Below are 13,069 nucleotides of genomic sequence, written 5' to 3'. Positions count from 1 at the left end.
AACATCTTATCTTAAAAGGAGAAATTAAAAATGGCAATTCCAGCGTATATGTGGTTAAAGGACGACCAAGGTAACGACGTTAAAGGTTCAGTAACTGTAGCTGAGCGTGAAGGTTCAATTGAGATTTTGCATTTCGATCACGAATTGCGTATCCCAACTGATAACGACACGGGCGAGCTAACAGGTACTCGTAAGCACGAGCCTTTTGTTATCACAAAAGCTGTGGATGCTGCTACTCCGTACATGTACAAAGCGTGTTCAAACGGTCAAACATTAAAGCAACTTGAGCTTAAATGGTACCGTATTGATGACACGGGTACTGAGCGTGAGTACTTCCGCCATACGCTTGAAGACGTGAAAATCACTTCAATCACGCCAACAATGCACAACGTTAAAGATTTGGATAAAGAGCGTTATCCTCACCTTGAAACAGTGCACATGCGTTACAAGCGCATCACTTGGACGTACCTAGACGGTAACATTGAGTTCTCTGACTCATGGACTGAAGGTCGTTAATTTCGAGTGTTGGAGGCCTATTGGCCTCCTTTTCAAGCTTACACTAGTTCGCATAATGAATAGAGAGCGTATTTTTCTATGGCCTTATTTGATTTGCTAGCTCAGCCATCACGCCAAGCCTATAGCGATAACAATTTATCGCATCTAAGCGACAGCGTATGTAAACACCTGACGCAATTATTGAATGCGCGTAGGGGAGTGCTTGAGCACTTAGGTGATTATGGTTTACCGGATGTGGAAGATCTATATGAAGGGCTACCTTATTCGCAGCAAACACTTGCCAATGAAGTAAAAAGAACCATAGAAAAGTACGAACCAAGAATTACCAACCTCATCGTTCGACCCATCGACATAAAAGAGGAAAACTGTGTGATTCGATTTGAGATAAGAGCGCAATTAAAAACCGGCGAGATAATCAGATTGAATACTAAGTTTGCGTCAGGTGGTAAAGCAAACGTCAATGCAGGAGGAGCAGATTAATGGATATGCAGCAATATTTTGATGCACAAATGAGGCTGTTAACACAGGCAGGTAAACAATTTGCTCAGCAGTATCCTGAACACGCCGGCTTTTTAAATATTGACGCTTTAAAGGATAGAGATCCTCATGTTGAGCGCTTGCTCGAAGGAGTCGCTTACTTAACGGCATTTACGCAAAAGCGATTGGATGAGACGCTACCCGAAGTGTCTGAGCAGGTACTCAGACAGATTTGCCCAATATTATTAAATTATTATCCGTCTACGACGGTGCTAGAGTTTGCGCCAAAACTCACCATGCAAGGACTGGTGAGTGTGCCAAAAGGCGCGAAAATCTCTTCCCATAAAAGTGACAACGCCCCTGTGGCTTGTCACTTTACTACCACCGCAGAAACGAAAGTGCTGCCGTTTGAGATCTACTCTGTGGACTATCATGAGATCCACACTGGTGCAACGTTAAACTTGCACCTCAAGAGGTTAGGCCAAGGCAGTTTAGATGATTACGATCTCTCTAAATTACGGGTGTATTTACGTGGTGACACGCCGCTTTGTGCCAGTCTTTATCAAATGATGAAGAATCCAAACGCAGCGATAGAGGTTGAGACAGGAAAGCTTGGCAGTACGACGCAATATACCTTGAACAAGTCAAAAATTGATGCTGCTTTTCATAAAGACAGCACCGGAATGCTGCCGAATAGCGAACAGAGTCATCCCGCATATGCGTTGCTGCTTGATTACTTTAACTCTCGTGAAAAGTTCTATTTTGTTGAACTAACGGGACTGGATACACTAAATATTGATCCAGACACTAATACCATCAGCATCAAAATAGCCAGTGATATTAAATTACCGCCCGGTAACAAAGTAAATGCGGATAATATCCTGCTTAATTGTGTACCCGCGGTAAATATCTACCCGGTAGATGCGGAGCCTATCCGAGTCAGCGAAAACCAAACCGAATACCAACTGCATCCGGTGCAAAATAAGCTTGGAGAAAGTTTTTGTTATAGCGTTAAGTCGGTACAAGGCACAAGCAGTAGCACTGGAGAAGCCATCGACTTTGTTTCTCGGTATAGCACGGTATATGAAGATAACGCCCATTTGTATTCACTGATAAGCCGTGATATTGGCGGGGTATCGCCACAGACGTACATTCAGCTTTCAATGCAAGAAGTGGGTGATATTACTACTTTATCGACTGATCTATTAGCGCATAACGCAGCGTGGCCAAGGCAAACACTGCAAGAAGGCGATATCAATGCACAAAGCGCTGATGTACCGTCGGTACTTAGCGTTAAAAATGTTGTAAGACCGAGCAAGTTGCTTAATTCTCCTGATCAAGCTCTACATTGGCAGCTCATTAGCTTGTTAAATATGCGTTTTTCTCAGCTTGCCGAGCCCACTCAGCTGAAAAAGCTATTGGCCCTGTTTGATTGGTCGGAGCGCTCTGAAAATAGAAATCGTATCGAGAGCATCCAAGGTGCTGAGTCTAAACCTATCTCATTGCTACAAAAGGGCGTGTTTGTTAAAGGAATAGAGATACACTTAACCCTAAACGAAAAGAGCTTTGTTTGTACAGCCGACGCTTACCATTTTTGCGATGTGTTGCATCAGTTCTTTAAACTATATGCACCAATCAACGAGTGCTTAAAAACCCGAGTGACGCTGCTGCCAAGTTACCACGAGTGGGAGTGGGATGTGACTGCAGGCGATAGTTATCAGGTGTAAATGATGGAGCAGCAAAACCAACCTATTTGGGCAAAACTGCCAGAGCCAATCGCTAAATTGATGGCAACACCTTGGCGTTTTAGTTTGTACAAGGCGCTAACGCTTATTGAACAGCACTGGGCTAGCAATAACGAGTTACAAAGTGGCCACAGTCATCGCGTTGAAATTGCACCGTATAAAGAACTTGGGTTTCCAGCTTCAGACGTTAGACGCTGCGAATTACAAGTAAGGCAACGAGGTAAGCTGAGGCTTGAAACGTCATTTCTCGGTTTATATGGCGTTGACGCTGCGATGCCGCACTACTTATTAGAGCAAGCCGCAGGAGACGAGGAGATAGGTGCTAGAACGCGTGCATTTTTAGATCTCTTTAATCATGTATTGTATTGCCAGCTATTTCAAAGTTGGAAGAAATCTCAGATAAACCTAGCGGGCATAGGTGCGCAGCAATTTGATCAGATAGTTGCTGCAGTATTTGAAAATAACCAATCGGATAAGAGCAAACTAAATCTTATTAGTGCCAAACAAACCAGTGCAGCTGGGCTTGAGCAAGTATTAAAGCAAGCGCTACAAGACGAAAGCTTAACGCTAAAAGACAATATCGTTGAGTGGGAAGATATTACCGAAGCGGGTAAGTTAGGCTCAAAGCAAAGCGGCTTTTCATTGGGTGGCAACGGCGTATTGGGCAAACGCGTATTGGTGACGGGCAATCGTATTTGCATTGAGCTTGGTCCAATGGACGAGGCTGAGGCGCAGCTATATGAGCCAGGTGGTGTAAAGGCCAAACGTTTATCTCAATTATTAAATTGGCACACCTCCACCAAAATGAATTGGCAACTGTTAGTGCAGATCAATCGCCAAGCACGCGAGGGAACTCGGTTAGGTGCTGGCAAGCTTGGGATAAGTTGTGCGATAGGTAAAGTTAACGCACGCGTAGAGAAGAAAATATATTCACAATCACAGTTTTAATGCGAACGGGAATAGCAAGGATTAAAAGATGGACGCAACAGGCATAAAGAATCTCATAGACAAACTCAATCATCACAGCGCGACAGCGTTAGAAGCCGCGGCTGGATTCGCAGCGAGTCGAAAGCATTTTGAAGTGCTACCAGAGCATTACTTATTAAAGTTAATGGAAGAGCACAATGACGGCGATGTTGCGAAGATCTTACCTTTCTTCGAAGTTGATCAAGACGCATTGTGGAATAGTGCGCTCGAATTTATCAATCAACAAGAAGCTGGTAACCCGAGCAAGCCGGTTTTCTCCCGTCGCCTCTATGAGTGGTTAGAAAAAGCATGGCTCAGTGCAAACATGCGCCATCAAAATGATTGGATCACAGGAGCTGCGCTTATTGACTCGTTCAAAGACATGGCGATATACAGCCCTGCATTTGGGCTGGCACGCGAGTTCGACAAGATTGATACGCACTTCTTAAAGCAGAATTTAAATAAGATCTGTAAAGGCTCGACTGAGCGCCAAGTATTTAGTAAGCCAAATGCTGACAACACGGTGTCGAATAGCCGTTCGCAAGGTGAAAGCGCGCTAGAAGCATTTTGTGAAGACCTCACTGAAAAAGCACGTTCTGGTGCAATTGACCCAGTCCTTGGGCGTAGCGAAGAGATCCGTCTCGCAATCGATGTGTTGTGTCGTCGCCGTAAAAATAATCCAATCTTTGTCGGTGAACCCGGTGTTGGTAAAACGGCAGTGGTAGAAGGGCTTGCTCAGCGCGTTGTTGAAGGCCAAGTTCCGCCAGAACTCAAAGAAGTTAAGATCTGCGTACTGGATATGGGGCTGCTACAAGCCGGAGCTGGCGTAAAAGGTGAATTTGAGCGTCGTCTTAAACAAGTCATTGATGAAGTAAAGAGTTCAGCGACGCCCGTTATCTTATTTATTGATGAAGCGCATACCTTGATTGGTGCTGGTGGTGACGCTGGCATGGGGGATGCCGCGAACCTACTAAAACCAGCGCTTGCACGTGGAGAAGTAAGAACACTTGCTGCGACGACATGGAGCGAATATAAAAAATATTTTGAGCGCGATGCTGCGCTTGAACGCCGTTTTCAATTAATTAAAGTCGATGAGCCAACCGAGCAAGCCGCAAAGCTCATGCTCACGGGTCTTAAAGATAAATACGAAAAGCACCACCAAATTCAAATCACAGACAGTGCAATTGAAGCCGCGGTTACTTTGTCTGCACGATATATCACAGGTAGACAATTACCTGACAAAGCCATTGATGTACTAGATACCGCAGCTGCTATGGTCAGAATGGGACCTGCAACGTCGCCTGTTGTGATTGATAAAGCCAAAGAGCAGATCCGTTACTATCAAAGCAGAATTGAACGCTTGGCAATTGAGTCACAGCTTGGGATTGCAGATCAAACCTGTATTCAAAGTCTCACCGATGCGCTTACACAAGCTCAAGAGCAGCTTGCTGAGCTTGAGCAAAGTCGAGAGCTGCAAATTGATGCTTATAACGCCTTGCACGGTGCGAGTGACGAAGAGAAACCTGCGATTAGACAAGCGCTTGCTGCGTTAAATCAAGATGATAATGCGATTTTCTCCGAAGTGACCAGCGATACGGTAGCGCAAGTGATCGCAAGTTGGACTGGGATCCCTGTTGGTAACATGGTGAAAGACGAGCTGGAGAACTTACTTAAGCTTGAGCAATCACTAGCGCAAAGTGTTGTGGGGCAAAATGCAGGATTGACTGCGATTGCACAAACCTTACGGGTAGCAAAAGCGGGTGTATCGGCCTCATCTGGCCCATTGGGCGTATTCTTATTAGCAGGCCCTTCAGGGGTTGGTAAAACCGAAACGGCAAAACACATAGCCGAGTTATTATTTGGTGGCGAGAAGTTCTTAACCACGATAAACATGAGTGAATATCAGGAGTCACACACAGTATCACAACTTAAAGGCTCGCCACCGGGTTATGTGGGTTATGGTGAAGGTGGGGTGTTAACCGAAGCTGTGCGCCAACGTCCATATTCTGTGGTGTTACTTGACGAAGTGGAAAAAGCCCACGCAGATGTCATGAATATGTTCTACCAAGTGTTTGAAATGGGCGTAATGCGTGATGGTGAAGGGCGTGAAATCGATTTTAGAAACACGGTTATCATCATGACTTCTAATTTAGGGGCTGAGCAAATCATCAATGCTTGTACACCAGAAACCGAGCAGCAGGCCATGCAGCAAATGGTTGATGGGATCATTCAGCAGGGTGTACCTGAAGACGAAGAAGCACAAGACAATAACGAAGAAGAAACAGCGTTTGAGAGACCGAGCTTTCAGCAGCTAGTCAGCTTAATTAAGCCAAACTTGCTCGCGCATTTTGCACCTGCGCTTTTAGCGCGTATGCAGGTTGTGCCTTTCTTCCCGCTTGATACTGATGTGTTAAAACATATCGTGGCACTAAAGCTTGAGAAGGTCGCGGCGCGACTTCGTGACAATCACGCTATACAACTGCGCGTAGATCAAACGGCGCTAGATTATCTAGCCGATAAATGCGCTATGTCTGATAGCGGTGCAAGATTGGTTAACGCAACAATTGAACAACAAATTTTACCTGGGATCGCTCGCTCAATTTTGGGCTTTATGAGCGAAGAAGATATGCCAGATCTGCTGACGCTGACACTGGATGAAAATGGTGAAATTGAAGCCGTATTCGCCGACTTAAGTTAACGGTAGATACGAGTAAGGAGACAAAAATGGAAATGTTCGCATCACTTGCCGATAAACTGCCTAAGGCAAACGAAAGTCACTTTGCAATCGAAATTGCGGGGCTGTCTGGGAGTTTATTTAAAGTATTGAGTTTTGAATCACAGAATGACAGCCTATGCAGTGACTATCGCTTCGATATTGAGGTGTTAAGTGAAGAACTAATTGAGCCTGATCTGGTGATTGGTAAAGATGTTACATTTTCCATTACGTGGGCCATGTCTGACAGAACGGTTTCGGGAATTATTACCGAATATGTTTGCCATGGTCGCAGTCATCAAGGCTACGTCTATACCTTATCTTTTCAATCACTTTTGGTGTTGCTCAAACATCAGCGATCTAATCGCGTTTATACCGACATGCCTGCGGATGCCATTATTAAAAGCGTGTTAGATAAGGCAGGGTTCCCGTCAGGAAAATTGCAATTTAAGGCTTCATCACCATCCCTTGCCATGACAGTGCAATACGACGAGAGTGATTTTGACTTTGTAACGCGTTTAATGCGCCGCTACGGTTTTGTTTACGGCAGCACAGAGTCAACGGGTAGCCAAGCCAACCTGTCGGTGTTTGGCAGCAGCAGTGATTTTTCTTCAGAGATGGAAGAGATCACCTTGCCTTATGCGTCACCCACCGGACAAGTTAGACCGAGTGAGTCTGTCTTTGCCTTTTCTAAAAAAGCGAGCCTACTAAATAGCGGCTTTAGGCTGTATGACGAAGACTATGAAAAAGCCTGCGCACTGTCTGTAAATAGTAATAATCAAACAGAGGTTGGCGGCTTTGGTGAAGACAGTATATTTGCTGAAAACTTCATGACTGAAGGAGATGGCGATGCACTTACCAAAGTACACCAGCAAAGCATTGATTGTCAGCGTAATCTTTTTGTAATCGATACCGACTGTCGAGCGCTTCGCCCGGGCGTAGCTTTAACCATAACCGATCACCTTAATTATAGTGGTCGTTACTTAGTGGTGTCCGTTGCCCACAAAGGCTGCCAAGGCGGTAGTGTTGAATACGGCTCCAAGGTAAAAGGCTTAACCTATAAAAACCAAGCGACGATTATCCCAATTGATGTGCAGTTTAAAGCGCCTGTTATTAAGCGCAAAAAGGTATTTGCATCGTTTAACGCCACCATTGAGCAAGAAGTGGATGACAAAGGGCGCTATAAAGTCAAGCTGCCATTTAACCAAGATGGTGAAGGGGAAGAGAGTAAACCGACTCGGCTTATGCAGCACTATGGTGGACCTGGCGGGCACGGCATGCACTTTCCTTTAAACAAAGGAACCGAGGTTATGGTGGCGGGCGAAAATGGTGACTTAGACAGACCGGTTATTCTTGGTGCGCTATTTAACGATGAAGCACTAAGCCCGGTGACTGCAGAGAATGCCACCGAAAATAAATTGGTCACAAAGGCAGAAAACACCTTGTTGATGGATGACAAACAAGGCGAAGAGAAAATCCAACTGTTCACCAAAGCGCAAGAAAACATACTCGAATTTAATGCCACCGAAGGCAGCGAATTTATCAAGCTTGAAACCAAAAAAGGTTACATCGATATTAAATCGAAAGAAGCGATGACACTGCAATCACAAGCGAATATTGTGGCACAAGCCGACAAAGAAATAAGCATTCGCGCAGAAGATGCTGTTTATATCCAAAGTATTGAGTCCAATATTGAGATCAATGCCAAAGAGGCGATTCAACTCACCGCAGACACCGACATTAAAATTCAGTCTGCTGACAGCAATATTCAATTCGAAGCGCAACAATCCATCAATCTTGAGGCCGCGCAAGACATCAGTTACTTCAGTGTTGATGGTAACGTCGAGCTTGCGGCGCAAAATGGTAACTTCACTATCAATGCCGATAGAAACATTTCTATCGTTGGCCAAGGTAGCGGCTCAATTCAGCTTTCTCAAGGCGGCGGTAAAATAGAAATTGATGCGGCAGGTAATATTACCATTGATGCGAACAACTTGAACTTAAGCGCCAGCAACATTTCAGTGTCTGGCTCTGCAATTAGCCATAACTAAGCAGGGAGCAAAGTCTATGAAAACTAATGTCGTACAATTTCCACCATCGTTGAGTAATATAGTATGGCGTGTATCTGCCATTGATAAATTAGGCAAAGTGTTACGAGTGAAGTGTGACGAATCTAATGTAGAAATGAAGGTTAAAGGTCAATTAGACAGTGTGACACGCGTAAGTATTGACGATGAAGTGTTGCTACATAGTGTGGCAATGCCTATCGTTATTGGTCGCTTAGCTGCACCGCAAGACTTTCCGGCGGCGTCGGTGACAAATAACAACGGCACTGTGGTGTTAAATGGCGAGCAAAAAGTCTGTGTCAAAACCAAAAATGGCAGCATTGCGATCAACGGCAATGGTGAGATACAGCTTGAAGGTAAACTGTTAAACGCCGATATTGAGCAAGATCTCAGCCTCCAAGGCTGGCCAATTCGATTAAATTAAGCTGATACGGTGTGACTATGTTTTTAGCTGCAACCAAATTGGCCGTTCACCGTCAACAACTCAAGTCGCTTTGGCGTCATTATCAAAAGTTTAATGCACGTCAAGTAGTTGAGACTGGGCGTTTACATGCCCTTGAAAAACAACTAGTAAATCATGTGTATACCTTAGCTGAGACGGACGACGAGCACTGGATAAATCGCTCACAACTAGATTGTATCGCGCACGGGTCGATTGACGATGTATTTACGTTAACCCAAGAGATTGACTCACCTCAGCTGTTGTTACTTATTAACCATCTCTTTGGTACAAGAGCGCTTGAAGATCAATCTAGTGAAATCATCACGGCGATTAACAGCGAGCCTGCGCTTGCTGAGCTGCTCATGCATAACTTATCAGCATGGCGCGTTGATTTTGGTGATGCACTCAGGCAGCGAATTTTATCAACAGATGAAAATTGGCCTACGAGCCTTATCTATTTAGCATTTAGTACGGCTAACTTGTCGCGCCACCAACTCATGGCCGCGCTTGATCATAGCAACCCTGAAATTGCCTACACGGCATTGGTAAATATGTGGCTGTGTAATACAGAGCAACTTTCAGAGCACTTAGTAAAGCGGTTTGCGATGACCGATGATGCCGCGCTAAAAGCAAAATTATTGCAGCTGGCAGGTTTACTCGATGAGCCAAAATGGGATGAACCATGCTTACTTTATTGTCAGCATAATCCAAGCTACATTGCAGAAGTATTTCCGTACTTTTCTCATATCCGCTCGTTACAAAATCAAGTTAAGTTACTCGAAGTTCCAAGTACCGCACGTCCGGCTTACGAGGCGTGGAAACAAATCACCGCTATCGACTTGCCTGAAGAATTTGCAATAAGTGATGCGAAAACTGGGGTTAAATCTCAAAAGTCGCAAAAACTACCCAGTTTTAAGCAAGCAGAGTATGAACGCCAAGCCTTAATAACCGCAAATACCCAACATCAACTCGCAGGACGTGAAGTCTCTGAGCCAAAAGCTTGGTTACAGCAGGGATTGGCTGGCCTTGCTATACAGCGCAAGCTTTCCAAAATTTCCTCGCACGCACTTGGCGCTGCGCTTTTTTACATGCCGATGGCTTATCTTCAGTGGCAATCAGTGAAACAGGAGTTGAACCATGCTAGTGAATGAATCCGAGTGGCAAAGTAGCACGGTTGAGGCTTGGGATGAGGAAAAAGATCCCATCGTAGTCATCGCTGTGAAGCAGAACTTTGAATACGACGTAAAGGGTAATGTGCATCCCGATCCAACTGGAGCGCCTGTTGTACTTGCAGATGACTTTGACGGTGAAGGGCTTGAAGCCAGCCTAACCGCCGTTAGCGAAGTTCAGCCCTATAAAACCGGTTTTGAAGTATATGGTGAATTGACCTGTTTTCCACCAACCGACAAGCAAGCGCGAGTGATTGAAGTAGGACTAAAACTCGGCTGTGATGACAGGGTCTTTGTTAATAAATTACTGCGAGTTACTGGTGAGCGTATGTGGAAGCGCTCTCTATTCGGGCCCGTGGCGAGCGATCCACAAGTATTATCGTCCTGTGTATTAAATTACCAACTTGCCTATGGCGGCACAAGTCCGTCGGATGAAGAACAAGTTTCAACCCAAAATCCCCTTGGTCGTGGCTATAAGCTCAAAAATAAAGAAGCGAAAGGCCAACCATTGCCGCAAGTGGAATATGCCAATCAGGTATTAAAAAAGCCGAGTCACGACACTGCGGTTGCAAGTTTTGCAGCGATCCCACCATTTTGGTCGCCGAGGAGTGACAAACTCCCTGAGGTTGACGAAGCCCATGCTTTAGCGGGCAAGTTCCCATTCAAAGAAGCAGTCCCTGCTGCGCATTATCAAGTCGCACCGCAAGACCAACAAACTCAAAACCCATTTAGTGATGGCTGGTGGATTGACATGATGGGCTTGACACCAGATTTACCTTATGGACAAAGTCTAAAGCTAACGTTGCCCAGAATCATGCCTCGCTGTCGTTTGGTTAATGGACCAGACGCCATGCCTATTGATATGCAGTGTGATACGCTGGTAATTGACTCGCAAACACAACAGTTTTCATTAATATGGCGAGGAAGGGTAAAAAAGAGCCAAACAGGCAGTAACAGTGTGTTCTTAGTCGAAGAGGCGCAAGCGCAAGGAGTGGCACATGCAGTTTGAATTAGTCGCGCTAGAAACCCCCGCCGGTAACCACCACAGTGCTTTATATACCGCGGTCGCAAACAACATGCGCTTTTGCACGCCAAGCAAAGCCATTGTTAGATACGATAGAAGCCTCGATGCCCCATACTTGCGCGCACAAATTGAAGAAATCTCGGTCACACGACGTAAAGACCGCTGTTTAGCCATTCTAGAATCTTTATTAAGCCAGACAAAGCAACGGCTTGATGGCAGTGCCAACACATGGGACGGCACCATTAATCTAATTACTGCCTACGCAAAAGCAGAAGAACCATATATAGAGCTGTCTGATGTAAGGACGCTTTGTGACCACCTTGAGCTGAATGTTGACAATATTCAGTTGCATCAAACGCTTGATATTGATTCGCTCTCGCCAAATAGCCTCTATGTATTTGTAGATAGTTGCGTTGGTTATGATGAAGCGTCAAAGGCAAACTGGGTAGGCAAGCTACAAGTTGTTGGCGGTCCTGAAGGTGTTGTATTAAGTGAAGGCGGTTGCGTACTGCTTGGTGCAAACGCGAGTAAAGATGGATGCCAAATTAAAGCATATCAGGGCGACTTAGGTGAGCTATTAAAAGAGCTGCACGCAGAGATAAACGAGCCTTATATTTCGACCCGCTTACTCAGTGAACAGTGGCAAAGAGAATGGCTCAATGCCAGCCGTGCCTTGTACCAAGAGCACGACGCGTTAATAGAGCTAAACAACACGGCAAATACCATTGGTTATATTGGCGCTGGCCATAATGCAATGGGACTTGCCGTTGCCAGTAGTTATCTACATAACCCGTTAAATCGCCATATTGACAGAGTGTGGCTGATCACAGAGCAAGAAAAACCACAATTAATCTCAGTAACAAGGAGTGTGTTATGAGCTTTATCGCAGCAGTAAAGGGAAAAGAGCCAGATTCGATTCAGTACGATCAAGATGCCATGTCTGCAATGCTTCGAGTAGGTGGGAGCGTGTCGTGGCGACATAATAATCCCGCATTGCTAAAGCTTACTATCGCAGCGAAAAATAATGGTGCCATTGGTTGTGTAAATGGGATTGCCGTATTTCCTGACAAAGCCAGCGGTGAAAACGCATTTATAGATGAGATTGCGCGCGCTAAATATGGCGATATGGTATTGGGTGAAATGATAACTGAGTTTGCCAATGACTATATTGTCCCACCGCCTAAGTGGAACGATGAAAAAAACGAGCCAATTTTACCTCATCAAGAGCCAGATACTGGCATGGACATGCACAAACCGGTTGACAATGCTCGAGCATTTTTGGATTTGGTTGAACGCAAAATTGGATGGCAGGCTGGCACTGAGGAACAAATTGAAAAAGACGTGGATAGCGAAGCGCAGCAAGTCGGTATCGTAAGCGGCCAAAACGTATTAATTAATGGTCGCACCGCAGTCCATAAAGATAGTGGTGGCATGCTAAATACCATAGATGTGTGCTGGACTAAGATTGGTAAGGTTGTTGTGCCAATTCCTTATAGCAATCTCGCCAAATCAGGTGATGCAGCGAGCACGGCAAGCTCGGTAAAAATTAATGGCAACCCTGCAGCCAATATAAAAAGTAACTTTTCAAAAAGCACAGGTGACCAACCCGGTAAAAAGAAAGGCATTGCCAGCGGCACTATCAAAGGCAAAGCAGAGTTTATTACCAGCTCTTTTGATGTGTATATCGAAGGAAAACCCGCCGTTCGCCAAGGAGATCTTATGATCTCTAACAGTAAAAACACGCCACCTTCTCCTCTTAACCAACCTGGCGGTGCAACCCCTAGCTCACTGTCAGTGGCAAAAAGAGATGCAACGGGTACAGAACAAGACCCAATCCAAAGTGCATTTGGTCTAAATAACCAAAGCAGCCGTAGTCTTATTTCACAGGGAAATTTTGTGACAAAGCAAGGCGCAAATAAACAACAAAAAAAACTAGAGCAGGGAGGGTAAT

General features: G+C 45.1%; 11 protein-coding genes. All 11 read left to right on the top strand.

The annotated features are described in order from the left end of the window. Nucleotides 1-30 precede the first annotated feature (30 nt). The 11 genes from NO992_RS04865 to NO992_RS04815 all read left to right on the top strand — a co-directional run bounded on the left by NO992_RS04865 (nt 31) and on the right by NO992_RS04815 (nt 13,068). Nucleotides 31-516 carry an Hcp family type VI secretion system effector gene (locus NO992_RS04865; RefSeq protein WP_010377064.1) on the top strand — a complete coding sequence of 162 codons (486 nt, stop codon included), beginning with the start codon at nt 31-33 and terminating at the stop codon, nt 514-516. Between the two features lie 78 nt (nt 517-594). After that, nucleotides 595-996 carry a type VI secretion system baseplate subunit TssE gene (gene tssE / locus NO992_RS04860; protein WP_039495807.1) on the top strand — a complete coding sequence of 134 codons (402 nt, stop codon included), beginning with the start codon at nt 595-597 and terminating at the stop codon, nt 994-996. After that, entirely contained in the window at nt 996-2,720 is a 1,725-nt protein-coding gene (gene tssF / locus NO992_RS04855; RefSeq protein WP_371374842.1) for a type VI secretion system baseplate subunit TssF, read from the top strand. The genes tssE and tssF overlap by 1 nt, the downstream gene beginning before the upstream one ends. After that, on the top strand, nt 2,721-3,686 hold the full coding sequence (gene tssG / locus NO992_RS04850; protein ID WP_371374839.1) for a type VI secretion system baseplate subunit TssG: 966 nt from the start codon (nt 2,721-2,723) through the stop codon (nt 3,684-3,686). Between the two features lie 28 nt (nt 3,687-3,714). Then, nucleotides 3,715-6,402 (top strand): type VI secretion system ATPase TssH, encoded by a 2,688-nt coding sequence (gene tssH / locus NO992_RS04845; RefSeq protein ID WP_371374835.1) that lies wholly within the window; start codon nt 3,715-3,717, stop codon nt 6,400-6,402. 26 nt (nt 6,403-6,428) lie between these two features. Continuing rightward, nucleotides 6,429-8,468 (top strand): type VI secretion system Vgr family protein, encoded by a 2,040-nt coding sequence (locus NO992_RS04840; protein ID WP_371374832.1) that lies wholly within the window; start codon nt 6,429-6,431, stop codon nt 8,466-8,468. 16 nt (nt 8,469-8,484) lie between these two features. Then, complete coding sequence (locus NO992_RS04835; RefSeq protein WP_045963381.1) at nt 8,485-8,907, top strand: hypothetical protein; 423 nt, start codon at nt 8,485-8,487, stop codon at nt 8,905-8,907. Nucleotides 8,908-8,924: 17 nt separating this feature from the next. Continuing rightward, on the top strand, nt 8,925-10,076 hold the full coding sequence (locus NO992_RS04830; protein WP_371374829.1) for a hypothetical protein: 1,152 nt from the start codon (nt 8,925-8,927) through the stop codon (nt 10,074-10,076). Further along, nucleotides 10,063-11,103: a DUF2169 domain-containing protein gene (locus NO992_RS04825; RefSeq protein WP_371374827.1), complete on the top strand. Its 1,041-nt coding sequence runs from the start codon at nt 10,063-10,065 to the stop codon at nt 11,101-11,103. The genes NO992_RS04830 and NO992_RS04825 overlap by 14 nt, the downstream gene beginning before the upstream one ends. Then, entirely contained in the window at nt 11,093-11,995 is a 903-nt protein-coding gene (locus tag NO992_RS04820) for a hypothetical protein (RefSeq protein WP_371374824.1), read from the top strand. The genes NO992_RS04825 and NO992_RS04820 overlap by 11 nt, the downstream gene beginning before the upstream one ends. Continuing rightward, nucleotides 11,992-13,068: a DUF4150 domain-containing protein gene (locus NO992_RS04815; RefSeq protein WP_371374821.1), complete on the top strand. Its 1,077-nt coding sequence runs from the start codon at nt 11,992-11,994 to the stop codon at nt 13,066-13,068. The genes NO992_RS04820 and NO992_RS04815 overlap by 4 nt, the downstream gene beginning before the upstream one ends. The last annotated feature ends 1 nt before the right edge of the window (nt 13,069 follow it).

Source organism: Pseudoalteromonas sp. DY56-GL79 (assembly GCF_041414765.1).
Taxonomy (GTDB): Bacteria; Pseudomonadota; Gammaproteobacteria; order Enterobacterales; family Alteromonadaceae; genus Pseudoalteromonas; species Pseudoalteromonas piscicida.
The sequence above is the reverse complement of the archived record's forward strand: the minus strand, read 5'-3'. Positions and strand labels throughout refer to the sequence as shown.